Source organism: Chitinophaga jiangningensis, assembly GCF_900142605.1.
Classification (GTDB): Bacteria; Bacteroidota; Bacteroidia; order Chitinophagales; family Chitinophagaceae; genus Chitinophaga; species Chitinophaga jiangningensis.
In genome coordinates this window covers 587,854-611,544 of the sequence record NZ_FRBL01000003.1, presented here as the reverse complement: position 1 = coordinate 611,544, position 23,691 = coordinate 587,854, and the positions used below count along the sequence as shown (strand labels likewise).

26 protein-coding genes are annotated in these 23,691 nt (G+C 46.3%); 17 read left to right on the top strand and 9 right to left on the bottom strand.

The window, feature by feature from the left end; genetic code table 11:
* Window positions 1-12: 12 nt before the first annotated feature.
* Both xerD and BUB18_RS09960 read right to left on the bottom strand, forming a co-directional pair.
* Complete coding sequence (xerD, locus tag BUB18_RS09965; RefSeq protein WP_073080308.1) at window positions 13-912, bottom strand: site-specific tyrosine recombinase XerD; 900 nt, start codon at window positions 910-912, stop codon at window positions 13-15.
* 797 nt (window positions 913-1,709) lie between these two features.
* The gene (locus tag BUB18_RS09960; RefSeq protein ID WP_073080495.1) at window positions 1,710-2,126 is read right to left on the bottom strand and encodes a nucleoside-diphosphate kinase; all 417 of its coding nucleotides are present in this window, start codon (window positions 2,124-2,126) and stop codon (window positions 1,710-1,712) included.
* A gap of 157 nt (window positions 2,127-2,283) precedes the next feature.
* Between BUB18_RS09960 and BUB18_RS09955 the strand changes: the two genes are divergently transcribed.
* Together BUB18_RS09955 and BUB18_RS09950 are read left to right on the top strand one after the other, a co-directional pair.
* The gene (locus BUB18_RS09955) at window positions 2,284-3,288 is read left to right on the top strand and encodes a DHH family phosphoesterase (RefSeq protein WP_073080307.1); all 1,005 of its coding nucleotides are present in this window, start codon (window positions 2,284-2,286) and stop codon (window positions 3,286-3,288) included.
* A 35-nt stretch (window positions 3,289-3,323) separates the two neighbouring features.
* Window positions 3,324-4,202: an FKBP-type peptidyl-prolyl cis-trans isomerase gene (locus BUB18_RS09950; RefSeq protein WP_073080306.1), complete on the top strand. Its 879-nt coding sequence runs from the start codon at window positions 3,324-3,326 to the stop codon at window positions 4,200-4,202.
* Between the two features lie 77 nt (window positions 4,203-4,279).
* Here BUB18_RS09950 and BUB18_RS09945 read toward each other — a convergent pair whose 3' ends face one another.
* The 3 genes from BUB18_RS09945 to folP are packed head-to-tail and all read right to left on the bottom strand — an operon-like array spanning window position 4,280 to window position 6,412.
* Window positions 4,280-4,678 carry a thiol-disulfide oxidoreductase DCC family protein gene (locus tag BUB18_RS09945; RefSeq protein ID WP_073080305.1) on the bottom strand — a complete coding sequence of 133 codons (399 nt, stop codon included), beginning with the start codon at window positions 4,676-4,678 and terminating at the stop codon, window positions 4,280-4,282.
* A 27-nt stretch (window positions 4,679-4,705) separates the two neighbouring features.
* Entirely contained in the window at window positions 4,706-5,518 is an 813-nt protein-coding gene (locus BUB18_RS09940) for a diadenylate cyclase (protein WP_073080304.1), read from the bottom strand.
* Between the two features lie 33 nt (window positions 5,519-5,551).
* A complete protein-coding gene (gene folP / locus BUB18_RS09935; protein ID WP_073080303.1) occupies window positions 5,552-6,412 on the bottom strand; it encodes a dihydropteroate synthase in 861 nt (286 codons plus the stop codon).
* Window positions 6,413-6,536: 124 nt separating this feature from the next.
* Between folP and BUB18_RS09930 the strand changes: the two genes are divergently transcribed.
* The 7 genes from BUB18_RS09930 (at window position 6,537) to BUB18_RS09900 (ending at window position 11,438) form a co-directional block, all read left to right on the top strand.
* The gene (locus BUB18_RS09930; protein WP_073080302.1) at window positions 6,537-7,082 is read left to right on the top strand and encodes a DUF1599 domain-containing protein; all 546 of its coding nucleotides are present in this window, start codon (window positions 6,537-6,539) and stop codon (window positions 7,080-7,082) included.
* 20 nt (window positions 7,083-7,102) lie between these two features.
* Window positions 7,103-8,185 carry a BT_3928 family protein gene (locus BUB18_RS09925; RefSeq protein ID WP_073080301.1) on the top strand — a complete coding sequence of 361 codons (1,083 nt, stop codon included), beginning with the start codon at window positions 7,103-7,105 and terminating at the stop codon, window positions 8,183-8,185.
* A gap of 18 nt (window positions 8,186-8,203) precedes the next feature.
* Window positions 8,204-9,259 carry an ABC transporter permease gene (locus BUB18_RS09920; RefSeq protein ID WP_073080300.1) on the top strand — a complete coding sequence of 352 codons (1,056 nt, stop codon included), beginning with the start codon at window positions 8,204-8,206 and terminating at the stop codon, window positions 9,257-9,259.
* A gap of 81 nt (window positions 9,260-9,340) precedes the next feature.
* Complete coding sequence (locus tag BUB18_RS09915; RefSeq protein WP_073080299.1) at window positions 9,341-9,856, top strand: RNA polymerase sigma factor; 516 nt, start codon at window positions 9,341-9,343, stop codon at window positions 9,854-9,856.
* The gene (locus BUB18_RS09910) at window positions 9,846-10,343 is read left to right on the top strand and encodes a hypothetical protein (RefSeq protein ID WP_073080298.1); all 498 of its coding nucleotides are present in this window, start codon (window positions 9,846-9,848) and stop codon (window positions 10,341-10,343) included. Before BUB18_RS09915 ends, BUB18_RS09910 begins: the two co-directional genes overlap by 11 nt.
* Before the next feature lie 33 nt (window positions 10,344-10,376).
* Window positions 10,377-10,904, top strand: coding sequence for a DUF4252 domain-containing protein (locus tag BUB18_RS09905; RefSeq protein WP_073080297.1), 528 nt, complete (start codon window positions 10,377-10,379; stop codon window positions 10,902-10,904).
* A 24-nt stretch (window positions 10,905-10,928) separates the two neighbouring features.
* On the top strand, window positions 10,929-11,438 hold the full coding sequence (locus BUB18_RS09900) for a DUF4252 domain-containing protein (RefSeq protein WP_083549683.1): 510 nt from the start codon (window positions 10,929-10,931) through the stop codon (window positions 11,436-11,438).
* Here the strand turns inward: BUB18_RS09900 and BUB18_RS09895 are convergent.
* Complete coding sequence (locus BUB18_RS09895) at window positions 11,435-11,722, bottom strand: DciA family protein (protein WP_073080293.1); 288 nt, start codon at window positions 11,720-11,722, stop codon at window positions 11,435-11,437. The genes BUB18_RS09900 and BUB18_RS09895 overlap by 4 nt on opposite strands.
* Before the next feature lie 34 nt (window positions 11,723-11,756).
* Entirely contained in the window at window positions 11,757-12,836 is a 1,080-nt protein-coding gene (recF, locus tag BUB18_RS09890; RefSeq protein ID WP_083549717.1) for a DNA replication/repair protein RecF, read from the bottom strand.
* Window positions 12,837-13,064: 228 nt separating this feature from the next.
* Between recF and pdhA the strand changes: the two genes are divergently transcribed.
* The 6 genes from pdhA to BUB18_RS09860 all read left to right on the top strand — a co-directional run bounded on the left by pdhA (window position 13,065) and on the right by BUB18_RS09860 (window position 17,380).
* Window positions 13,065-14,057 (top strand): pyruvate dehydrogenase (acetyl-transferring) E1 component subunit alpha, encoded by a 993-nt coding sequence (gene pdhA / locus BUB18_RS09885; RefSeq protein ID WP_073080490.1) that lies wholly within the window; start codon window positions 13,065-13,067, stop codon window positions 14,055-14,057.
* A 102-nt stretch (window positions 14,058-14,159) separates the two neighbouring features.
* Window positions 14,160-14,861, top strand: a complete 702-nt coding sequence (locus BUB18_RS09880) for a tetratricopeptide repeat protein (protein WP_073080292.1) — start codon at window positions 14,160-14,162, stop codon at window positions 14,859-14,861.
* A gap of 92 nt (window positions 14,862-14,953) precedes the next feature.
* Window positions 14,954-15,454 (top strand): 6,7-dimethyl-8-ribityllumazine synthase, encoded by a 501-nt coding sequence (ribH, locus tag BUB18_RS29345; protein ID WP_073080291.1) that lies wholly within the window; start codon window positions 14,954-14,956, stop codon window positions 15,452-15,454.
* Between the two features lie 9 nt (window positions 15,455-15,463).
* Window positions 15,464-16,183, top strand: coding sequence for a (Fe-S)-binding protein (locus BUB18_RS29340; protein WP_073080289.1), 720 nt, complete (start codon window positions 15,464-15,466; stop codon window positions 16,181-16,183).
* 31 nt (window positions 16,184-16,214) lie between these two features.
* Complete coding sequence (locus tag BUB18_RS09865; protein ID WP_073080288.1) at window positions 16,215-16,625, top strand: EVE domain-containing protein; 411 nt, start codon at window positions 16,215-16,217, stop codon at window positions 16,623-16,625.
* Between the two features lie 47 nt (window positions 16,626-16,672).
* A complete protein-coding gene (locus tag BUB18_RS09860) occupies window positions 16,673-17,380 on the top strand; it encodes an SIR2 family NAD-dependent protein deacylase (protein WP_073080286.1) in 708 nt (235 codons plus the stop codon).
* A gap of 87 nt (window positions 17,381-17,467) precedes the next feature.
* Here the strand turns inward: BUB18_RS09860 and BUB18_RS09855 are convergent, their stop codons facing one another.
* Window positions 17,468-18,796, bottom strand: coding sequence for a saccharopine dehydrogenase C-terminal domain-containing protein (locus BUB18_RS09855; protein ID WP_073080285.1), 1,329 nt, complete (start codon window positions 18,794-18,796; stop codon window positions 17,468-17,470).
* Between the two features lie 429 nt (window positions 18,797-19,225).
* Here BUB18_RS09855 and gyrA point away from each other — a divergent pair, with 429 nt between their 5' ends.
* Window positions 19,226-21,805 (top strand): DNA gyrase subunit A, encoded by a 2,580-nt coding sequence (gene gyrA, locus BUB18_RS09850; RefSeq protein ID WP_073080283.1) that lies wholly within the window; start codon window positions 19,226-19,228, stop codon window positions 21,803-21,805.
* Window positions 21,806-22,011: 206 nt separating this feature from the next.
* Window positions 22,012-23,268, top strand: a complete 1,257-nt coding sequence (locus BUB18_RS09845; RefSeq protein ID WP_073080282.1) for a tetratricopeptide repeat protein — start codon at window positions 22,012-22,014, stop codon at window positions 23,266-23,268.
* Window positions 23,269-23,399: 131 nt separating this feature from the next.
* On the opposite strand, the gene BUB18_RS09840 is transcribed toward BUB18_RS09845, so the two are convergent.
* Window positions 23,400-23,600: a hypothetical protein gene (locus BUB18_RS09840; protein WP_073080280.1), complete on the bottom strand. Its 201-nt coding sequence runs from the start codon at window positions 23,598-23,600 to the stop codon at window positions 23,400-23,402.
* Window positions 23,601-23,691 lie beyond the last annotated feature (91 nt).

Genomic DNA, 23,691 nt, shown 5'->3' with positions numbered 1-23,691 from the left:
CTATTCGCATGATCAGAACCTTGGATGGAATCGCTGGAGGGTATCCCTGAGGTATTCCCTGTCGATATGCGTATAGATTTCGGTGGTGGTGATGCTTTCATGACCCAGCATTTCCTGTACGGCCCTCAGGTCAGCACCGCCTTCCACCAGGTGTGTCGCAAAAGAGTGCCGAAAGGTGTGGGGCGACACATTCTTTTCTATCCCCGCGAGTTTCACCAGGTCTTTAATGACCAGGAAAATCATGACCCTGCTCAGCGCGCTGCCCCGGCGGTTGAGGAAAACAGTATCTTCTTCGCCCTGCTTCACGGGGACGTGTATACGAATATTGCGGCGGTACATATCTATCTGCTTCATGGCGTCCTTGCCGATTGGTACCAGCCGTTCCTTGTTTCCTTTTCCGATTACCCGGATGAATCCCACATCGAAATGTAACTGTGTGATTTGCAGGTTCACGACCTCGCTTACACGTAGTCCGCAGCTATACATGGTTTCCAGTATGGCTCTGTTGCGGTGGCCTTCCGGCGTATCCAGTTGTATTTGGGAGATGATCAGTTCAATTTCTTCAAAAGTGAGCACATCCGGTAATTTTCGCTGGAGCTTGGGAGCTTCCAGTAACTGACTGGGGTCTTCCTTAGCCATGTCTTCCATGAGCAGGAACTTGTAAAATGCCTTTATACCGGAGATGATGCGCGCCTGGGAGGCTGGTGTCATTCCGAGTTTTGCAACCCATTGCACGCAACTTTGCAGATCTTGCAGGGTCACATCCTGAGGGCGTAATTTTTCCTGCCCGTTCGCCTGGAGGTACTGCTCCAGTTTCTCCACATCCCGGAGGTAAGCTTCTATAGAATTACCGGAAAGGGACCTTTCTAATTGGAGGTAACCCTTAAATAATTTTCGGAACGATTCCCACATAATGGCAATATAAGGGCATTTTGCGAAACTCGGGCCACTCAGGCAACAAAATGCGAGTTACGCTGGAAAATAGGGTAGTGGTACTTTTTACAGGTGGGATTTTTATAATGTGAAGGTGTTGTTTAATGCGTTGCTTTAAAATACTTGATTTATATCTATCTAAATCAATAAATTATAGAAATAAAACTTATGATGAGATGAGCTGTTTCTGGGAGTAGTATACCTGGGTATCCGCATTGTTTTTCCGGCAAAAGATTGATAAGTAAGGGAATAATTTAATGTATAATGATAGTTTTCTTCATTAAATAAAGTGTTGGTTTAGATAATTTTATTCAGCGTGCTTAATATCAATTATTTATTATTAGTTTAATTGGGTTTTGGGTTTGAACTGCGTAGAGCCGCCTGGCAGGCGGCTATGCGAGCTAATCTACTACTTCAATCTCCTCCGAGAATCGCAGCACAGACCCTCCGCGAAGACCTTAGCGGATAGCCGCCTGCCTGGAGGCTCTACGAATCATATACGAAAAATTGAGCATGTAAATATGATCGAACGGCCTCCTTCACGAACGGTTTCGCCTTATGCATCGATGGTGCGTCGCATCCGGTATCGATTTCCGGACTTAAATAATAAGATGTTGCATGCAACCTGTCCACCGCCCAAATAATTGCGATAATGCCAATATGCAATCCGTTTGCAGTCCTCCAATCAACCACCATTGCAACCGATCGAATTCCCCCAAACCAAAAAAGCCGGTGCTCACGAAGCACCGGCCTATATCTTTACCTGTAATTACAGATTAGAATTTCTCCAGACCGCTGAAGAAGAAGTCACCTTCGATCTGAGCATTCTCATCGGAGTCAGAACCGTGAACTGCGTTACGACCGATAGATTCCGCATATTTCTTACGGATAGTACCTTCTTCTGCGTTAGCAGGGTTGGTAGCACCAATCAGTTTACGGAAGTCTTCCACTGCATTATCCTTTTCCAGGATAGCTGCAACGATGTGACCGCTGCTCATGAACTCAACCAGCTCACCGTAGAAAGGTCTTTCTTTGTGTACTGCGTAAAATTCACCGGCTTTAGCAGCAGACAGCTGCGTCATTTTCATAGCTACAATACGGAAGCCTGCTTCGTTAATCATGTTCAGGATGCCGCCAATATGCCCGTTTGCAACCGCATCAGGCTTAATCATTGTAAATGTTCTGTTACCCATAGTTTTTTTATTCCGGATTACTGATTTGAGCCGCAAAAGTAATTACATTTTCTTTAGTGGTAAAAAATTTTGAAATTCTGGCCCAAATAAAGAACTTCGCACTTCATTTTCTGTTAACAACAACAGGAACTTATAAATTAACAATATTACAGTTTGAATGAAGTCGATCGAGGAAATTAAGCCTTTGCTGGAAAGCCCGAAGAAAGTGGTGATAACCATGCATCAGAAACCAGATGCAGATGCTATGGGAAGCTCCCTGGCCATGTACCACTACCTGATTCAGAAAGGCCATGATGTTACTGTAATTTCTCCCACCAATTTCCCGGACTTCCTGAAATGGATGCCTGCCGCCGAGCTGGTACTGGACTTTGAATCTTCTAATGACAAGGCTATGGCCGCCCTGGAAGGAATCGACCTGCTTTTCTGCCTCGATTTCAACGCCCTGTATCGCACCAAAAACATGGCACCATTCCTGGAGAAAATGGACTGCATCAAAATTCTGATCGATCACCACCTGGAACCGCAGCCTAACTTCGATTATGGTGTAAGCGATACCTCCGCCAGTTCCACCGCGCAGCTGGTATATGAAACCATCTACAAGCTGGGCGATGACAAGTTGATCAACCTCGATATCGCTGCCTGCATCTACGCCGGCACCGTTACCGACACCGGCTCCTTCCGGTTTGCCTCCACCAGCGCACGCGTACACCGTATGGTAGCTGATTTAATGGACCGCGGCCTCAAACACGAAATAATTCACCAGAATATCTATGATAACTTCCTGGAAAACAGACTCCGGTTCCTCGGTCATAGTCTGCTCAACCGTATGGAAGTATTCTATGAATACAATACCGCCATGCTCGCCATCCCTTATACGGACCTGAAACGGTTCGACCTTATGACAGGGGATACGGAAGGGCTGGTAAATTTCCTCCTTTCAATCCAGGGTATTAAATTAGCGGCACTGATCATCGACCGGAATGTGGAAGTGAAGCTCTCTTTCCGTTCCAAAGGCGACTTTGACGTCAACACCTTCGCTCGCAAATATTTTGACGGCGGAGGTCACTTCAACGCCTCCGGTGGCAGAAGTTCCGACTCCCTCGAAAAAACCGTTGAGAGATTTTTGAAGGCAATTGAGGAAAATGAGGAACAATTACAATAACTTGCTATAGTACTAGAACCTACTAATACAGTCAAATGAAAAAACACAATTATTTATTAGCTGCAGCAGCGTTAGGCATGTTCCTGGCCAGCTGTGGTGGCGGTGTGAAGAAAACACCAAGCGGTATTGAATATATCGTGCACAAATCTGGTAATGGTGCTCAGCTGAAAATCGGCGATACCGCCCTGATGAACGTTACGCAGAAAATCAACGACTCCCTGCTGGGTACCTCCCGCGAAGTTGTTGGTGCGCCAATTCCCGTTCTGGTGTCTAAACCAACGGATAAGTTCGACCTGATGGAAGGTATCGCACTCCTCCATGAAGGCGATAGCGCTACGTTCTTCATTCCATGGGATTCTTTGCCTCCTATGCAACGTCCTCAGTTCGGTAAAAAAGGTGACAAACTGAAAATCACCTTTGCTGTAGAAGGTAAATTCTCTGCTGCTGCTCAGAAAGAAAAAGATGAGAAGCTGATCAAAGAATACCTGGAGAAAAACAAAATCAACGCTACCAAAAACGCTGAAGGTGTTTATGTGGCTGTGAAAGAAGAAGGTACTGGTGCTACTCCAAATGCTGGTGATACCGTTTACGTTCACTACACTGGTAAACTGACAAGCGGTAAAGTATTTGACTCTTCTCAGGATTCTACCCTCCGTCCGGGCATGCCGCTGGAACCAATTAAATTCCCGCTGGGTCGCGGTTTCGTGATCAAAGGTTGGGATGCTGGTCTGGCTGGCCTGAAAAAAGGTTCTAAAGCTACCCTGGTAATTCCTTCTACCCTGGCTTACGGTCTGCAAGGTTCACCTCCTGCAATCCCAGGTAACTCTATCCTGGTATTCGATGTACAACTGGTTGATATTAAACCAGGTGCACCTGAGGCTCCTGCTGCTCCTGCACCGGCTCCTGCTAAGTAATCACTATCTCAGGATAAAAGAGAACGCCCTCCCTGCAATTGCAAAGGAGGGCGTTTTTTATTTCTATTAATACAGTCCTACTTCATAAAACGGGCGCTCAACTCCGGTGTTGGCACCATACAGGCCTCCTGACGGCCAAACCAACGGTAACGGTTACGCGCAATCAGCGTATAAACACCATCCCGCAGAAACGATGGCAGCACAATGAACCCATAGAGCAATTTTGCCGGAAATCCCAGCCGCCTCGCTACCCGTAACGCTGCCGTACTTTTCGTATATACCTTACCGTTTTCCAGTAACACGAATGATTCCATTCCTTCGGTGCTAAAATTCCACGTTATAGCAAGTGAAGCCGCCGTATCCGATTGCAGCGATGCAAACCGGAAGTAACCCCGGTTATCATGCCGGATGACATAATTCACGCTCGCATTACAAAAGTTGCAAACACCGTCGAATAAAATGATCCCGTGTTTCATCTCTGCAAAGGTAAGTTATTTGATCACTCAGGCATAACCGTCGATCAATACTTCATACAATTTAACTTTCAAATCCTCCAGGGATACATCCTGTGTCAGGTTACCATCCTGCGCATAGGAAACCGTACCCCGCTCTTCTGAAACGATAATCGCCAGGTTATCACTGTGTTCGGTAATGCCCACCGCCGAACGATGCCTTAAACCCACGCGGGTAGGCAAATCCGGGTTCTCGGATACTGGCAATATCACCTTGGCAGCCAGCATTTTGCTGCCTACAATGATCAGGGCCCCGTCGTGCAGCGGACTGTGTTTGTTGAAAATACTCTCTATCAGCTTGGCACTAACGTTGGCGTCTATAGGAATACTGGAAGCGGTATCAAATTTTAAACGGTAAGTGGTAGCCACCACAATCAGCGCCCCGGTATGGGTGCCCATCATGCGACCCACCGCCGTAATGATCTCATTAATAATGTTTTCCTCATCTTTATAACTCTTGAACTTATCGGGTAAAAACAATTTAGTCAAAAAGCTGTCTTTACTAAGTGGTGTTTTCTTCCCAAGCACCAATAGAAACTTCCGGATCTCCGGCTGGAAGATAATAATGATAGCAATCAGCCCTACATTGATAAAGTTCTGCAGGATGTTGGTGAGGATGGGCATTCGCAGCGCCCTTACCATAAAAAAGGCCGCATATATCATTAACAGGCCTACGAAAATATTGAATGCCAGGCTGCCCCGCAGCAACCGGTACAACTGAATTACAAGAAAAACGACGATCAGCAGGTCTAATACTTCCAGCCAGCGAAACTCATAACCGTAAAATTTAAATACTTCCCTCATGTCTAATTTATATTGCTGTCAGAAAAAACAGGGTTATCCCTTCAGCTTGTCTAAGATCCTAATTGTTTCTACTGCTTCCTTTACATCATGTACCCGCAGGATATGCGTACCTTGTTGCAATGCCACCGTATTGAGTACGGTGGTTCCATTGAGGGCCTCCACAGGGGAGGTGCCCAGTAATTTATAAATCATTGACTTACGGCTGATGCCTGTCAACACAGGTGTTTGCAGAATTTCAGCCACCAGGTGCAACTGGCTCATCAACTCATAATTATGTTCCAGCGTTTTTCCAAACCCAAAGCCGGGATCAGCAATGAAATCCCGGATGCCCGCTGCCCGGCATTCAGCCAGCTTGCGGATCAGGTAATCCAGCACTTCCCTGGTAACGTTTTCATAAACAGGATTGACTTGCATAGTAGCTGGCTTACCCTGCATGTGCATAGCGATATATGGCACCTGTAATTTACCGGCCACTGGTATCATCGCGGGATCTAAATCTCCCGAACTAATATCATTAATTATAGCAGCACCTGCATGAACCGTTTTTTCAGCCACAGCTGCATACCAGGTATCGATGGATATAATGGCTTCAGGGTAATGATGTAAGATGGCATGAATAGCAGGTAATAATCTGTTCAGCTCCTCGTCGGCCCCAATCACCTCTGCACCAGGCCTGGAACTTTGTGCGCCCAGGTCCAGTATAGCCGCACCTTCTGCCAGGTGCCTGCCCGCTTTTTCCACCACATGGTGCAATTCCCGCATCCGGTTGCCTTCATAAAATGAATCATCGGTTACGTTGATGATGCCCATCACCACAGGTGTTGCAAGAGATAGCAGCCTGCCCCTGCAATTGATCGAAAGTGATGACGGTGTATGGATATGGTTAGTTTTCATGGTAATAGTTCCGCCTGTTTATCTGAAATTCTTTATTTTGCCCTGCAATTTACGTAATGTAAGCAAGGTGAGCGGGATTTAATCCATTCGCCTGCCTGCAATTTATGATTTTAGCCTCTGAATTATGGATACATTAGCACAATATCACGCCGCATTTGATGGTTGTAAGGATATTTTTATCAAGAAAACGAAGGACTATGGTACCTCCTGGAGAGTACTGCGGCCGATTTCCGTGACGGATCAGATTTTTATCAAAGCCCAGCGTATCCGCACCATCCAGGAAACAGGCGTTCAGAAAGTAGCGGATAATATTGAGGGAGAATTCAAGGCTATCGTTAATTACGGTATCATCGGACTCATTCAACTGCAACAAAACGGTAACCCCTATACGGACTTGCCGGTGGAAGAAGCAGAGGCCTTATATAATAAGTACCGCGCTGAAGTAGAGGAAGTGATGCTGGCTAAAAACCACGACTACGGCGAAGCGTGGAGAGATATGAGTCAGGAGTCGTTTGCTGACCTTATCCTCACCAAACTGCTGCGCATCAAACAGATTATCCGTAATCAGGGTAAAACGCTGATTTCAGAAGGGATCGACGCCAATTACACGGATATCATTAACTATGCACTGTTCGCCCTGATCAAGATCAGTGAAACCCGGCAATCCTAAACTAAACCATTAAATAACTTATGAAAATTATCCTAAACCTGTTTCGCATCCTCGTAGGGGTGCTGTTTATTTTTTCCGGGTTGATCAAAGCCAATGATCCGCTGGGCCTGAGCTACAAGATGGACGAGTTTTTTGAAGTGTTGCACCTGACCTTCCTCTCGCCTTACTCACTGGCCTTCTCCGTGATCATGAACGCTTTTGAGATCATCGCCGGTGTAGCCGTACTTGTAGGATACCGTATGCGCACGTTCTCGGTACTGCTGCTGCTCCTGATCGCATTTTTTACCTTCCTCACCGGCTACGCCCTGTTTAGCGGTACCATCCGGGAATGCGGCTGCTTCGGTGATTGTATCAAACTCACTGCTTCACAAACCTTCTGGAAAGATGTGATCCTGTTTGTAATGATCCTGCTGATCTTTGCAAAACGTAATGATATTAAGCCCCTGTTTAAAGGGGCAGGCTTTATCGTGCTGCTGTCGGCGGTATTATCGTTCGGTATTCAATGGTATACCCTGCGCCACTTGCCGGTGATCGACTGCCTGGCTTATAAAGTAGGTAATAATATTCCTGAGAAGATGAAATTGCCGCCGGGTGCTACACCTGACGTATACCAGATGACTTTCATCTATGAAAAGGACGGTGTCAAAAAGGAATTTACAGAAGATAATTACCCCTGGTCTGATTCTACCTGGGTGTTTGTAGACCGTAAGGATAAGCTGATAAAGAAAGGTAATGCCGAACCAGCCATTAAGGACTTCATCCTGATGGACCTGGACGGTGGTAACCAAACCCAGGGCGTACTGGAAGAAACTAAACCGGTATATTTATTTATGGTGCTCAATACCAGCACTGCCGGCACCGGATGGGAAGATAAAATCAGGGCCCTGCAGGCAAAACAGCAGAAAGGAGAGATCGAAATCTTTGGGGTGACCGCTTCCACTAAGGAAGAAATTGCCGCCTTCCAGCAAGCGAAAGGCTTAACCTTCCAGTTCCTGCAAATGGATGGTGTGGCGATCAAAACTGCTGTAAGAAGCAATCCCGGACTGATCCTGCTCGATAAAGGCACCATTAAGGGTAAATGGGCTTACCACGATATTCCTTAATAAAATACAGGTAAACATATGCTGCGCTTCCTGCTGAGAAAAACCGGTTATGGACTGCTGGTGTTACTGGGAGTAGTAACGCTGGTGTTTTTCCTCTTCAATGTATTACCCGGCGATCCGGCCAGGCTTACATTGGGACAGCGTGCCGATGTTTCCTCGCTGGAAAATGTAAGAAAAGAACTGCATCTCGACCAACCGGTGAGGATGCAGTTTTTATTATATCTGAATGATTTGTCGCCCATAGGCCTGCACGAAACCAGTGCCGCCAATGCCAACTTTAATTATCTCCCCATTGTAAAATTTAAATCCGGCAATACCTTATTACTGAAAGCGCCTTACCTCCGCAGGTCCTACCAGGGCAAAAAGCCCGTGTGGGATATGCTGATGGAGGCCTTGCCGGGAACCTTGCTGCTGGCCGCAGCGGCTATGATATTTGCTACTATTGTTGGAATAGGCTTGGGAATACTGGCAGCGGTAAAACAAAATACATGGCTGGATACCGGCTCCGTATTTGCCAGTGTGCTGGGCATCAGTGCACCTTCGTTTTTTGCCGGCATTGTACTGGCCTATTTATTTGGTTTCTTATTAAGTGATTACACCGGGCTCCATATGACTGGCAGCCTGTATGATATCGATCCCTTTAAAGGGAGAGTGCTCAACTTCCGTAACCTGGTGTTGCCTGCCTTAACGCTGGGAATCAGGCCACTGGCGATTATCGTGCAGCTTACCCGCAGTGCCATGCTGGATGTGCTGCACCAGGATTATATCCGTACTGCAAGGGCTAAAGGGCTTGCAAGTCCGGCTATTTTATTCCGGCATGCCCTTCCTAATGCCTTAAACCCCGTACTGACCGCCGTAACCGGCTGGTTTGCAGAGCTGCTGGCGGGTGCCTTTTTCGTAGAATATATTTTCGGCTGGAAAGGTATTGGCAAGATCACCGTGGAAGCACTGGACAAATATGATTTTCCGGTGGTAATGGGAGCCATATTATTTACTGCCGGCATTTTTGTGCTGGTAAATATCCTCGCCGACCTCCTCTATGGCGCGATAGATCCGCGGATCAGACTGGATTAACATCTCCCGAAAAAAAATTTTAGAAATTTTTGTAACATCTCTATTTACCAGTCGTCTTCTTATCAAACAGTGGTATTCTACATGTCATTAGAACTATTTCTTTCCCAGGTTGTACCAGTCAGAACAAAGCTTTTCCGCTTTGCCTACCGGCTGCTGGGTGATGAGGAAGATGCAAAGGACATTACTCAGGATGCACTGATGAAGGTTTGGGCTATGCAGGGAAAGATGATGGAGCTGCAAAACCTGGAGGCCTGGTGTATGCGGATTACCCGCAACCTGGCACTGGATAAGATTAAATCCCGTAAATACCGGATCGCTGATACCCTCGACAAGGCCAGCGAGCTTCCAGCCCTTCATCAGAGAAATCCACATGCGGCCACTGAACGGAATGAAGTGATGAATAAGGTGCATGCAGCGATCAACGGGTTACCGGAAAAATATCGCAACATCATGCAGCTACGTGATATGGATGGGCTTTCGTACCAGGAAATTGCCGAAGCATTGGATATAGATGTGAATGAAGTAAAAGTGAATTTGCACCGTGCCAGAAAAAGTGTACGGGAAAAACTACAAAATCAACAGGTATATGGATTATAAAGCAATCAGCGCCCTGCTTGAAAAGTATTGGGAAGGAGAAACTTCCCTGGCAGAAGAGGCCGAACTGAAAGCTTTTTTCAGCGAGCCACCTGCCGATCTGCCGGAAGATTTGGTGGAAGCAGCCCCGTTGTTTCAGTACATCGCAGCGGAAGCGCAATTTCCCGCAGAACCGGAATGGGATATGTCCTTCCTGCAGGAAACGCCGCCTCAGCAGGCCCCTGCGAGGGTGGTGCATATGCAACCATTCCGTAACTGGATGAAATATGCCGCCATTGTACTAATGCTGGCCGGCATTGGCTATGCCTTCCGTCAGCACCGTGAAACCAAGCTGATAGCGGCCCGCCAGGAAGCTGAAGAGCGCAGGGCCTATATGGAAGCTAAAAAAGCACTGGCGCTGTTGAGTAGAAACTTCAACAAGGGCACTGATAAAATGCAGCAGCTGTCCTATTTCAATACCGCAGTAGAAAAGTTACAAGGAAGTAATTAATACCAACCGATTTTACTATTAAATTTTAGAGAGATGAAACGATCCCTTTTATTAATCATCACAGTATTGCTCAGTTGCCAGCTGTTTGCGCAACAGGGGAGTAGCGTAATAGAACGCTTCTTCCAGCGATACGAGAATGACCGCAGTTTCACCGTGATTACCATCACTCCTAAGATGTTCAGCATGTTTGGAAAGTTCGATGCGAACGATCCTGATGCCAAAACATTTATGCGGGTGGTGCAAAAACTGAAAGGCCTGCGTATTCTCAGTAAAGAAACCACTAAAGACGGTCAGCGTTTGTACCGCGAAGCAGCAGCCTACCTCGGCAACGATTTTGAGGAGCTGATGACTATCCGCGATAAGGAAAGTGACCTTAAATTCCTCGTGAAAGAAAATGCCAAAGGCAATATCAATGAGCTGGTAATGCTGGTTGGCGGTACTTCACAGTTCCTGGCCATGAGCCTGGTAGGCGATATTGACCTGAACGAAATCTCCCAGATTGCGTCCAACATTGACATCCAGGGGATGGATAACCTCAAGAATGTACGCAGGAAAAAGTAACCTCACACTTAAAACCAACGATGTATGAAAACGTTCTTAATCGGTTGTAGCATGTTATTGATGGCAGGTACTGTTGCTGCCCAGGATAAAAGTATCCGTGAGTTCACAAACAGCTTTAAAGGTAAGGCGGATATGACCACCGTACACCTGGGCTCCATGGCAATGAAGCTGGCGGGCATGGTGATGAAAATGGACAAGGATAATGATCCTGAAACGGAAGCGGCCAAAAAGCTGATCAACAAGGTGAAGAACCTTCGGATCTATTCTTTTGAAAACCTTGACAGTACTGCAATTGCCGACAATGATGTGTATAGGTTGAAACACAACCTCGAAGTAAAGGATCACTACGAATTACTGATGGAAGTGCGGGAGCAGAACAATCAGATTCATATCCTCAACAAAGGTAAGAATGATGAACTGGGTGATTTAGTGATGTTGATTCAGGGCGACAGGGAATTAACCGTGATCAACCTGCATACCACCTTGAAGATAGAAGATGTGAACGGCCTGGTGAAGCAGTTTGCCAGCAATTAACGGATCATTACTTCTTTGACCGCGTTTTCTCCCAGCATTTCATTGACCAATTTGATAATCTTGTCTTTCGAATAAGATAACTCCTGTTTAAGTGGCGCCACACTGGTAGTTATAATCAATTTCCCATCGATTAACTGAATCCCGGAAGTATACCTTGCAATAGTTTTCCCCATTATCTGTTCCCAGTTTTCCTGGATACGAACTTCTGTCAGGCGGGGTTTCATCCTGCTTTTATTCATGAATTCCCTGAGGGCATCTCCTATACTGGTGGTTCCGTGACGCATGGTGCGAAATTATGAAATTTTACTGTTCCTTTCCTTAAATGTTTATCACCTGGATATTTTCTCCTGTTGGCTCAAAAGCTTGCTGCAAGCGGGCTGCATGAGTATCTGTGATAAATACCTGTCCATAATCCGGACTGGCCACCAGGGCAATCAGTCGCATTACCCGTTCCTGGTCCAGCTTTTCGAACACATCATCGAGCAGCAGGAGTGGAGGGAAGTGTTTGTATTGCTTCAGTACTTCGTACTGCGCCAGTTTAAGGGCAAAGAGAAAGCTCTTTCGCTGTCCCTGTGAGGCGCTGGATTTCATGGGGTAGTCGTTGAGCAGGAATACCAGGTCGTCCCGGTGGATGCCGGTACTGGTACGTTGCAGCTGCATATCCTTGAACCGGGCGGCGCTGAGTTGTTTTTCGAAATCTTCTTCCAGCAGGGAGCATTGGTAGCGGATGTTTACCACTTCATGGGTACCTGAGATGTAGTCGTACAGCCGTTGCACCTGTGGTATAAAATCTGCCAGGAATTTTTTTCTGGTGAGATAGACGGGTGTACCATGCTGTACCAGCTGCATATCGAACACATCCAGCAGTTGATTGGCGGCTGGGCCGGCCTGCTCCATGTTTTTAAGGAGGGTATTGCGCTGCAGGAGAATTTTCTGGTAGGTGATGAGGTGTTCCAGGTAGTCCGGGTAGAGTTGTGACAGGAGGGTATCCAGCCATTTGCGGCGCTCTTCGCTGCCGCCGGTGATGATTTCGGCGTCATCGGGAGCGATCATAACGGCGGGGAACTGGCCGATATGGCGGCTGAATTTCTCGTATTTGTCGTCATTGAGGGAAATCTCCTTTTTACCTTCCTTGAGGGTGCAAACCACCTTTTCTGCGCTTCCGTTACGGTCGAGCATGCCTTCCAGCCGGAAACCGTTGGTCTCGTACTGGGTATTCTGGCTTTCATTGGAGGTGAAGTAGCTTTTCGTAAAGCAGAGGTAGTAGATGGCGTCGAGGAGATTGGTTTTACCCGATCCATTGCGGCCGGTAATCCCAACTATGCGGTGGTGAAACTGGAAGTTGCGCCCCGAGTAGTTTTTGAACTGTACGATTGATATGTTTCTTATATGCAGCAAAGAAAAAAAATATTCGATCCTATTAATATGCAAAATTACGATGATTTATAACTGATAAAAAGCCGTGTCGGGAGGACGTCTGCGGCAGCTTTTCAGTTACTAACTGCAAAACTCACTGAATTTGATGAATTTGCATAATTTATCAGGAATTGGAATTGATATTTAAATTTTAGGATTTTCCTGTTATATTTGCGAACAAATTTAGAAAGAGTGCAAACTAAAACAGACGTGAAGACGAAATTCACCAAAGAGACGTATCTGTACTGGTATGAATTGATGCTTTTGCTGCGCCGTTTTGAAGAAAAGGCGGGCCAATTGTATGGTATGCAGAAGATCCGTGGTTTTTGCCATTTGTACATAGGACAGGAAGCAATTGCTGCTGGTGCAATGACAGCTACAAAGCCGGACGATAAATTCATTACCGCGTACCGTGATCACGGTTTGGCATTAGCGAAAGGAATTTCTGCCAATGCCTGTATGGCAGAATTGTATGGTAAGGCGACAGGTTGTTCCAAAGGTAAGGGAGGAAGTATGCACTTTTTCTCTGTAGAGCACAGCTTCTACGGCGGTCACGGTATCGTGGGTGCACAGATAGGAACAGGCGCTGGTCTTGCTTTCGCAGAACAGTACAAAGGAACTGATAATGTGGCGGTATGCTTCTTCGGTGACGGTGCTGCACGCCAGGGTATCCTGCATGAAACCTTTAACATGGCCATGCTGTGGAAACTCCCGGTAATATTTGTTTGTGAAAACAACATGTACGCAATGGGTACTTCCGTAGAACGTACTTCTAACGTACTGGACATTTATAAGCTGTCTAACGCTTATGAAATGCCTTCCGATACCATCGATGGTATGAGCTGCGAAGCGGTGCACGAAGGTTTTGAAAGAGCTGTTAAACGCGCTCGCGCCGGTGAAGGTCCTACCTTGCTGGAAGTAAAAACTTACCGCTACCGTGGTCACTCTATGAGTGATCCTGCGAAATATCGCACTAAAGAAGAGGTAGAAGAGTATAAAGATCAGGATCCGATTAACCAGGTACTGAAAGTAATCCAGAAGAACAAATGGGCTACTGAAGCTGAAATCGAAGCCATAAACGATAAGGTGAAGAAAGAGGTGGAAGATTGCGTGCAATTCGCGGAAGAATCTCCTTGGCCTTCTGACGATGAACTGCTGAAGGATGTTTATATCCAGCAAGATTATCCGTTTATCGTTGACTAAAAGTCATTAACTTGCAATAACAGTCCCTTCGGATCAGCTCCGGAGGGACTGTTATTCACTTGCAGCTATTCATAAACCAAGCAACTACAATTACACATTAAAATGGCAGAAACTAAAAATAAAGCCACTCAACCGCAAACTGCATCCCAGGATTTTGACCTGCAGGCATCTATGCACCGCGCAGAGGATTTCTATACCAAGAATAAAAATATTATCAATATTGGCCTCCTCGCAGTGGTAGTAGTTGTCGGAGGTTTCTTCGCATACAACCGTTTCATTAAACAACCTAATGAAACCAAAGCCCAGGAAATGATTTTCCAGGCGCAGAACAGCTTTGCGGTAGATTCTTTCAAAGTTGCCCTGAATGGTAATGGTAACAACTACGGTTTCCTGCAGGTGATCGATAAATATGGCAGCACCAAAGCTGGTAATATCGCTAAATACAGCGCAGGCGTATGCTACATCCGCCTGGGTGAATACCAGAAAGGTATTGACATGCTGAAAAGCTTTTCTTCCAATGACCTGATGCTGCAACCAGCTGCATTCGGCCTGATCGGCGACGCTTACATGGAACTGAACCAGGTAAACGATGGTATCGAGTTTTACAAAAAAGCAGGTCACTACAACGACAATGAACTGACCGCGCCAGTATACCTGTTCCGTGCCGGCATGGCACTGCGTAAAGCTGGTAAAGACCAGGACGCTATTGCGATCTTCAAAGAGATCAAAGAAAAATATCCAATGAGTGCTGAAGGCAGAGAGATCGATAAATATCTCGCTGTTCTCGGTGATGTAAGAAACTAATATCGCTGCAGTGGCTGGCTTTTAGCAGCCGGAATGAAAAGATATTCGGATGCTAAAAGCTGCTCCACATCAGCAAAAGAAAGCAACAGAATATGTCTGATAATAACAAGAGCTTATTAAATGATGCTGGCATTCTCAACCTGGAGGATGCCAGTGTTGTTATGGTCTATACCGAATGGAATGACCATATCATCAACGAACTGGTAGCCGGCTGTGAAAAATCACTCGCACAGTACAAAGTGGCTAAAACTAACAAGATTGTTGTTCCCGGGGCATTTGAACTGCCATACGCCTGTAAGCAATATTGGGAAGCTACAGAGGGTACCGGTAACCAACCTGGCGCTATTATTGCATTTGGTTGCGTGATCCGTGGTGAAACACCTCATTTCGACTATGTATGTAAAGCCGTTACGGAAGGAATATTGCAACTGAACCTTCAGTTACCCGTTCCCGTTATATTTGGAATTCTTACAGTAGACAACGAACAACAGGCACTCGATCGCCTGGGTGGTGCACACGGTCACAAAGGAGAAGAAGCAGCTATCACCGCACTGAAAATGATAGCACTGCAAAGGTCATTGGCAAAGAGCTAAAACTATAAGATGAACGTACAGTTATTCATACCATGCTTTGTAGACCAAATGTTCCCGGAAACCGCTTTCAATATGGTGAAAGTACTGGAGAAACTGGGATGCAATGTGGCTTACAACCCCGAGCAAACCTGCTGCGGCCAGCCCGCATTCAACGCAGGCTATCACGATGAATGCCGCTCGGTAGCCACCAAATTCCTGAAAGACTTCCATACTTTTGATTATATTGTAGCACCAAGTGGTTCCTGTACCGGATTTGTCCGCAACTACTACGGCAAACTGTTTGATAACTCCGCCGCTCACAATGAAGTGAAACTCCTGAAGAAAAACCTTTTCGAGTTTACCGAATTCCTGGTGGATGTATTGCATGTAACCGACTTAGGCGCCACCCTCAACGGCATTGGCACCTATCACGACGCCTGCGGCGCATTGAGAGAATGCGGTATCAAACAAGGCCCCAGAAAACTGCTGGAAAATGTAAAGGGACTGGAACTGAAGGAAATGAATGACTGTGAAACATGCTGCGGCTTCGGAGGTACTTTCTCCGTTAAATTTGAGCCAATATCCATGGGTATGGGCGAACAAAAAGTCAATAACGCAGTAGCCAGCGGAGCAGACTACCTGATCTCCACTGACCTGTCATGTCTCATGCACCTCGACGGCTATATACGCAAACACGGAACCAATATTAAAATCATGCACATCGCGGATGTACTGGCCAGCGGCTGGTAATCCCCCGCATCATCATCAAAACACAGCAACAATGAACTACTGGCTGGTGAAGTCTGAGCCATTTAAATACTCCTGGGAACAGTTTGTAAAAGACAAAGTGACCTTCTGGGATGGCGTACGTAATTATCAGGCACGGAATAATCTCAAAGCCATGAAAAAGGGCGACCAGGTCCTCTTTTACCATAGCAATGAAGGATTGGAAGTTGTAGGACTGGCCACCGTAGCCAAAGAATCTTATCAGGACCCCACCACACCTGATCCTAACTGGGTAGTAGTGGACCTGAAGCCCCTGAAGCCTTTCAAAAAACCTGTTACCCTGGCCGCAATGAAGGCCGAAAAAAGCCTGGCCAACCTGTCGCTTATCCGTCAGGGACGCCTTTCCGTTTGTAACGTTACACCGGAAGAATTCAAGGTGATCATGGAGATGGGTGAAATGAAGTAAGGGACCATGCACATAAAGGCATAACCTTAATCCCAAATAATATTCTCATGAAAAAGAGACTGGTAGTGCTAACCGGAGCAGGTATCAGCGCAGAAAGCGGCCTTAAAACATTCCGTGATTCAGACGGACTGTGGGAAGGATACGACGTGTATGCGGTGGCATCTCCTGATGGCTGGCGTAAAGATCCGGCACTGGTGCTGGACTTCTACAACGTGCGCCGCAAAGATGTAGGCGCCGCTCAACCCAATGCCGCCCATATCGGCCTTGCAAAACTGGAAGAACATTTCGATGTACGCATCATCACCCAAAATATTGATGACCTCCACGAAAGAGCAGGATCCACCAACGTCATGCACCTCCATGGAGAAATCTTTAAAATGCGCAGCGTACACGACGACGATGCACAAAATATTCTCGATATCAAAGGTGATATCAGCATCGGCGACCTGGGCCCCGACGGCGGACAACTGCGCCCGCACATCGTTTGGTTTGGGGAAGAAGTGTCCATGATTGCGCCTGCGCAGCAGGAAGCACGTCTGGCGGATATTTTCGTGGTAGTGGGTACGTCGCTGAATGTGTATCCGGCAGCTGGTTTGATCAATTACGCGCCGGTACACGCACACAAGTTTATCATCGACAAAAAAATACCTCCGGTAGATGGCTACTATAAAAACCTGCATCAGATTGAAAGTCCCGCTACCACTGGGGTGGAGGAGCTGACGAAGGTGCTGCTGGAGCAATATTTGAATGACTGATTGTTTTGAACCACGCCTTCGGCGCGGTTCAAAACAAGAGAGGGAATACCCGCAGGGTATTCCCTCTCTTGTTTTACGTATACGTAGTTATTCAAAACTCTCTTCAAACCTGATATCAAAATCCTCTAATTCCTTCAGCACCGGATTATACACTTCCGGCATTACCGGAATTTGCAAACCCGTCAGCGAAATTTTGTCCTGCAGGATCAGCTTCGCCATAATGCCTAACGGTAGTCCCACCGTTTTCGCCATGGCCGTGCGCACATTATCCTCTCCCTGTACAATCATGTAGGAATGCATGCGGGTGGCCATGCTGCGGCGTTCAAATTCAATTTCATGGAGCATCACAATCATGTCTTTATCCTGTGGTTCCATTTTCAGTTTATCGAGCACCACATGTTCCAGCACGGCAGCATTCGTTTGTTCACCGAGGTTAATCTGGTCGCCGTTGAGCAGGCCGAGATATTTCAGCTGGCGAATGACTTTTGACTTACTGGAAACACCGAGGTGTTGCGCTACAAATTCATCATGGGCCTCACTGGATTTGTTGCCTTCCAGGTTTTGCGTAGCCCAGTCGAAATAGGAGAGCTGGTCTGTTTGTTTTTTATGCGCATCGTCTGTGAGGCCCAGTTTTATCAGGGCATTCCAGCCTTCACAAAAATCCGGGAAGCGCAGGGTTGCACGCATGAAGGTGGCAATTTCCTGGAGTTTATAAATGTTCATGTACGCGAGTGAATCACGGTTAGGGTAGTACGCCATTTTGCCGAGGCCGGGTACATGAATGGTTTTATTGTGATCAAAGAGTTGCTCGTAGGTAAGTTCCCGTATTTTTCCTTTTTCCTTGTAAGTGGCGCCGGTGCTGCCGGAGAGCACGATGTTACGGGCATTCCATGATACTTTGTACTGCCAGGGGTTATCAATGCTTTCGGGAGATATTAATCCTCCGCAATAGGATTTAAACGAGAAAATCTGGCCGCCTTTCTTTTCAATAGAGTGGATCAGCTTCATGGCCGACATATGATCAATACCGGGATCGAGGCCCATTTCATACATGAAAAGCAGGCCTGCTGCTTCAATATCCTTTTCCAGCTTGCGTACTTCATCATCGATGTAGGAGGCGGTGAGCAGGTTTTTGCGATACTGCAGGCAGTCTTTAGCAACAAGAATGTGTAGGGAAGGGGGGAGCAGGGAAATAACAAGGTCGGTTTCCTGGATGAGCTGATGTCTTGCAGTCTGGTTCTTAATATCTAATTCTACGGGGGTTGCATAGTAAGATTTGCCAGTCTTGGACTTGATCAGCATCAGGTCTTGATCAGCTACCGTCACATGCCATTTTAACCGGGGGGCATTGGTGATAAGGAAGTCGATCAGGCTTGTTGCAGATTTTCCTGCGCCAAACAACAATATGTTCTTCATAGTACGCTTTTCTATTGGAAAAAGTGATTAAGAATCAGGGGAATAACAGCACTTTTATGTTATATGTTCGAATTGAAAGTGATTTTCGGATTCAGCTATATAAAATAAATATTATTCCTCAGAAATATGAATTGGATTTCAATGGGTTAGGAACAAAAAGGTACTAAATATGACATTTCTTACATATCAGGGATTTGGGACATATAATAGATAAAGTAAAATTACATAATTTACCATTATAACGAAAACGGGGGGATATTGATATGTTGGCATTGGGCATTTAAACCATATAATCAAGTTCAAATATCAGGTTTTATCCCTATGGCTAATTTTATTCACATTTTGCTTTTTTTAGGCCGGATTTCGGCCTGAAATGGTTATATTTGCCTCTATTATTTTTCAGCAGAAAAATCTGTAAATCAATACTAAATGACAGAGCATACGGAAAATCAGCAGGAAGGGAAAATTGTCCAGATTAATATCGAGGAACAAATGAAGACTGCCTACATTGACTACTCCATGTCAGTGATTGTGGGCCGCGCTTTACCCGATGTAAGGGATGGTCTGAAACCTGTACACCGCCGCGTTCTCTTCGGGATGAACGAAGCCGGTAACCACAGTAATAAGCCATACAAAAAGTCTGCGCGTATTGTAGGGGATGTAATGGGTAAGTATCACCCGCATGGTGACTCGTCAATCTACGACACCATTGTTCGTATGGCGCAGCCATGGAGCCTTCGCTACATGCTGGTAGACGGTCAGGGTAACTTTGGTTCCGTGGATGGTGACATGCCGGCGGCCATGCGTTATACCGAGGTACGTCTGCAAAAGCTGGCAGAGGCAATGCTCGAAGACATTGAAAAAGAAACGGTAGATTTCAGCCTCAACTTCGATGATACACTCGAAGAACCAACGGTACTGCCTACACGAATTCCGAACCTCCTTATCAACGGAGCCTCCGGTATCGCCGTAGGTATGGCCACCAACATCATGCCTCACAACCTCTCCGAGGTGGTAGACGGCCTGATTGCATACGTGGACAACCGCGACATCACCATTGAAGAACTGATCAAGCACGTAAAAGCGCCTGACTTCCCAACCGGTGGTATCATCTATGGTTTCGACGGCGTAAAACAAGGTTTCGAAACGGGCCGCGGCCGCGTAGTGGTACGTGGTAAGATCATGGCCGAAACTTCCAAAACAGGACGCGAGCGCCTGGTGATCTATGAACTGCCTTATCAGATCAACAAGGCGGTACTGCACCAGAAGATCGCACAGCTGGTAAATGATAAAATTATTGAAGGCATTTCTGACGTGCGCGATGAGAGCGACCGTGAAGGTATGCGCCTGGTGATCGATCTGAAACGTGAGGCTATCCCTAACGTGATCATTAACCAGTTATATAAATATTCCGAACTCCAGACTTCTTACGGTATCAACAACGTGGCCCTGGTAAAAGGCCGTCCGCGTATCCTGAACCTGAAAGATATCCTGGCTGAGTTCATCGAATTCCGCCACGAAGTAGTGGTGAGAAGAACCCGCTTCGATCTCCGCAAAGCAGAAGAAAAAGCACACATCCTCCAGGGTTACCTGATTGCGCTGGACCACCTGGATGCCGTGATCGCCCTGATCCGTGCAGCTGCCACACCGGAAATCGCGAAAGACGGTTTGATGAGTGAATTCAATCTCTCTGAAATACAATCCAAAGCCATCCTCGAACTGCGTCTGCAACGTTTGACCGGTATGGAGCGTGATAAGATCAGGGAAGAATACGATGAGATCATGAAACTGATCGCTCACCTCAACGATATCCTCAACGATGAAGGGCTGCGCTACCAAATCATCAAAGATGAACTGGAAGACGTGAAAAAACGCTTCGGTGACGAACGTAAAACAGAAATCCAATACCTCGCCAGCGAAATGCGTATCGAAGATATCATCGCTGAAGAGGATGTGGTAATCACTATCTCCCACCTGGGTTATATCAAACGTACTTCTGCATACGACTACCGTCAGCAGAAACGTGGTGGCCGCGGTGCCATCGGTGGCCGTACCCGCGACGAGGACTTTATCGAGCACCTCTTTGTGGCCTCTACGCACCATACCATGCTGTTCTTTACGGAAAAAGGACGCTGCTACTGGCTCAAAGTTTATGAAATTCCGGAAGGGGAGAAAAACGGTAAAGGCCGTGCTATTCAGAACCTTATACAATTGCCACAGGATGATAAGATCCGCGCAATCATAGATATCAAGGACCTGGGTGATAAAGATTTCATCAATAACAATTATATTGTACTTTGTACCAAGCGTGGTATCATCAAGAAAACACTGGTGGAAGAGTTCAGCCGCCCGCGTCAGAACGGTGTAAACGCTATTACCATCAATGATGGGGATCAGCTGCTGGAAGCTAAACTCACCAACGGCCAGAGCCAGATTATGATGGCCATTAAGAGCGGCCGCGCCATCCGATTCCCTGAAGTTACCGTTCGCGATACGGGTCGTGGCGCCATCGGGGTAAGAGGTATCGAGGTAGATAATGAGAACGATGAAGTGGTTGGTATGATTTGTGTTGCTAAAGAGGACGAATCAAGAACAGTATTGGTTGTTTCCGAGAAAGGATACGGTAAACGTACCAACATTGAGGAATATCGTATCACCAACAGAGGTGGTAAAGGTGTTAAAACCATTAACATTACTGAAAAAACCGGTAACCTGATTGCAATACTGGATGTAACTGAAAAACATGATCTGATGATCACTTGTAAATCAGGTATCACCATTCGTATGGCAGTTGCAGATATCCGCGAAGCTGGCCGCGCCACACAAGGTGTACGCCTGATCCGCCTGGATGACAGCGACGAAATCGCGGCTGTAGCACGCCTCGATGAGCAGGAAGAAGAAACTGAATTAGTGCCAACAGATGAAGCTGCAGAAGCAGGTGAATCCGGCGAAAACGCTGCACCTGAGGAAAATGGTGATGTAGCTGAAGCACCGTCAACTGAAGAATAATCATTGATAACTAATATTTTCCATCACGGCTTTTCCCACGGTATGCCACCGTTGGAAAGCCGGAAAAGAGCTGAGACCGAAGGTTTCAGCTCTTTTCCGGTAAAAAATTACGCAATGCTGTAGTGGTAACTGTATCTCTGATTGTATTAGCATATAATTAAGCACCATACTCTTACAAGATAATCAGCAACTAAAAAAAACAAGACATGAAAAAATTATTGGTTTCTGTTCTCCTCTGTTCCGCAACAGTGAGCGTGATGGCTCAAAAAGCCAAAGTGAGCAGCGCAGAGGAAAATCTGACTAAACAAGACTTAGAGAAAGCTAAAGCAGATATCGACGCAGCATTACAGCACGATAAAACTAAAAACGATGCTAAAACCTGGTTTGTAGATGGTCGGGTACTGGAAGCTATGGGTACCAAAGCAAAAGATCCAGCTTTGGCACTGCAGGCATACGATGCTTTCAAAAAAGCATATGAAATCAATCCGGACATGAAGGACGGTGTGCTGACACTGAACCAGTCCATGTACAACATCTATGCAGTTGTTGCGAATGCCGGTTATGCTGCCCTGAACGAACAAAAATGGGAACCAGCGCTGAACAATTTCTCTAAAGCAGAAGAAGTAGTTTCTTTCTACAACAAACAAAAAAACATCACTACTGCACTGCCTACAGATACAGCCCTGATTTTCTATACCGGTTACGCTGCGAGCCAGGCTAAACAAACCGATGCCGCTCTCACTTACCTGCAGAAAGCTGCTGACCTCCAATTCAAAGGCGAACCAGCACTGTACGTAATTCTGGGTCAACTCTACGAAGAAAAAGGTGACAACGCCAACTGGCTGAAAGCCATCGAACAAGGTAAAGCGGTTTTCCCTAAAGACAAACGCTTTAACGATATGGAAATGCTGTACTATACCAAAACCGGTAAAACAGCTGAACTCCTCGGTATGCTGGAAAAGAAAATTGCAGAAAATCCTAACGATGTACAACTGCAACTGGACTACGCTATCCGCCTCGACAACCTCGCCAACCCACGCGACCCGAACGGTAACGATGCCGCTAAACCAGCTAACTACAATGAACTGATCGGTAAAGCAGAAGAAGCTTACAAAAAAGTACTGGCTGCCAACCCATCTGACGCTATCGCTAACTTCCAGCTGGGCGCCCTTTACTTCAACCGCGCCGTTGTTTTCAACAAACAACTGAATGAGCTGGACAGCAAACAACAGACTTCTGCAAAAGCAAAAGAATTGCAAACCAGCATGGAAGGCCTGATGAACCAGTCTTTACCATACTTCGAAAAAGCGGATGAGTCTTTCACTGCTAAAGGTGCAAGCCTGGATGCAAGCGACAAACAATCCTACGAAAGCTGCCTGTATGCATTACAGAAAATATATGCTATCAAAAACCAGACAGCTAAAATGGACGAAGTTAAAAAGAAACTGGATGGTCTGAAATAAGCCACTGGTATGCTATATAACTGAAAGGGTCTGCGAAAGCAGGCCCTTTTTTATTTTTGGCTTACGACTCAATAAAAATCCCGTTTCTGTGCGAAACGGGATCAGTAAACTCAAACGCTGTATAAACTGTATTAGCCTTTTTTAACTTCTGCTTTGGCCGCTTTTTTAGCAGTGTGCGCTGCTTTCTTGGTAGAGTCAGCAGCTGGCTTAGCTTCTGCTTTAGCCTCAGTTTTTGCTTTTTCTTTCTTTGCTGGTTTAGCAGCAGGCGCTTGTGCGAACGCACCAACTGAAATGGTCATTACTGCTACAGCAGCGATCAGGAATTTTTTCATGATGTTTGTCTTTTAAAATGCTTTATAAATTGGTGTCAAACTTTGTAACACTAAATTACGGCGGGAATGGGCGCTGTGTGGGTTGTTTCGG

What these genes read in the sequence shown, in the direction of transcription:
- xerD (WP_073080308.1), bottom strand. Translation starts at nt 912, where the DNA reads ATGTGGGAATCGTTCCGAAAATTATTTAAGGGTTACCTCCAATTAGAA.
- BUB18_RS09840 (WP_073080280.1), bottom strand. Translation starts at nt 23,600, where the DNA reads ATGAAAAAATTCCTGATCGCTGCTGTAGCAGTAATGACCATTTCAGTT.
- BUB18_RS09905 (WP_073080297.1), top strand. Translation starts at nt 10,377, where the DNA reads ATGAAACGATCCCTTTTATTAATCATCACAGTATTGCTCAGTTGCCAG.
- BUB18_RS09955 (WP_073080307.1), top strand. Translation starts at nt 2,284, where the DNA reads ATGAAGTCGATCGAGGAAATTAAGCCTTTGCTGGAAAGCCCGAAGAAA.
- BUB18_RS29340 (WP_073080289.1), top strand. Translation starts at nt 15,464, where the DNA reads ATGAACGTACAGTTATTCATACCATGCTTTGTAGACCAAATGTTCCCG.
- BUB18_RS09900 (WP_083549683.1), top strand. Translation starts at nt 10,929, where the DNA reads ATGAAAACGTTCTTAATCGGTTGTAGCATGTTATTGATGGCAGGTACT.
- BUB18_RS09920 (WP_073080300.1), top strand. Translation starts at nt 8,204, where the DNA reads ATGCTGCGCTTCCTGCTGAGAAAAACCGGTTATGGACTGCTGGTGTTA.
- BUB18_RS09895 (WP_073080293.1), bottom strand. Translation starts at nt 11,722, where the DNA reads ATGCGTCACGGAACCACCAGTATAGGAGATGCCCTCAGGGAATTCATG.
- BUB18_RS09860 (WP_073080286.1), top strand. Translation starts at nt 16,673, where the DNA reads ATGAAAAAGAGACTGGTAGTGCTAACCGGAGCAGGTATCAGCGCAGAA.
- BUB18_RS09960 (WP_073080495.1), bottom strand. Translation starts at nt 2,126, where the DNA reads ATGGGTAACAGAACATTTACAATGATTAAGCCTGATGCGGTTGCAAAC.
- BUB18_RS09910 (WP_073080298.1), top strand. Translation starts at nt 9,846, where the DNA reads ATGGATTATAAAGCAATCAGCGCCCTGCTTGAAAAGTATTGGGAAGGA.
- BUB18_RS09930 (WP_073080302.1), top strand. Translation starts at nt 6,537, where the DNA reads ATGGATACATTAGCACAATATCACGCCGCATTTGATGGTTGTAAGGAT.
- BUB18_RS09855 (WP_073080285.1), bottom strand. Translation starts at nt 18,796, where the DNA reads ATGAAGAACATATTGTTGTTTGGCGCAGGAAAATCTGCAACAAGCCTG.
- BUB18_RS09865 (WP_073080288.1), top strand. Translation starts at nt 16,215, where the DNA reads ATGAACTACTGGCTGGTGAAGTCTGAGCCATTTAAATACTCCTGGGAA.
- BUB18_RS09950 (WP_073080306.1), top strand. Translation starts at nt 3,324, where the DNA reads ATGAAAAAACACAATTATTTATTAGCTGCAGCAGCGTTAGGCATGTTC.
- ribH (WP_073080291.1), top strand. Translation starts at nt 14,954, where the DNA reads ATGTCTGATAATAACAAGAGCTTATTAAATGATGCTGGCATTCTCAAC.
- BUB18_RS09845 (WP_073080282.1), top strand. Translation starts at nt 22,012, where the DNA reads ATGAAAAAATTATTGGTTTCTGTTCTCCTCTGTTCCGCAACAGTGAGC.
- BUB18_RS09880 (WP_073080292.1), top strand. Translation starts at nt 14,160, where the DNA reads ATGGCAGAAACTAAAAATAAAGCCACTCAACCGCAAACTGCATCCCAG.
- BUB18_RS09945 (WP_073080305.1), bottom strand. Translation starts at nt 4,678, where the DNA reads ATGAAACACGGGATCATTTTATTCGACGGTGTTTGCAACTTTTGTAAT.
- BUB18_RS09915 (WP_073080299.1), top strand. Translation starts at nt 9,341, where the DNA reads ATGTCATTAGAACTATTTCTTTCCCAGGTTGTACCAGTCAGAACAAAG.
- folP (WP_073080303.1), bottom strand. Translation starts at nt 6,412, where the DNA reads ATGAAAACTAACCATATCCATACACCGTCATCACTTTCGATCAATTGC.
- BUB18_RS09925 (WP_073080301.1), top strand. Translation starts at nt 7,103, where the DNA reads ATGAAAATTATCCTAAACCTGTTTCGCATCCTCGTAGGGGTGCTGTTT.
- gyrA (WP_073080283.1), top strand. Translation starts at nt 19,226, where the DNA reads ATGACAGAGCATACGGAAAATCAGCAGGAAGGGAAAATTGTCCAGATT.
- BUB18_RS09940 (WP_073080304.1), bottom strand. Translation starts at nt 5,518, where the DNA reads ATGAGGGAAGTATTTAAATTTTACGGTTATGAGTTTCGCTGGCTGGAA.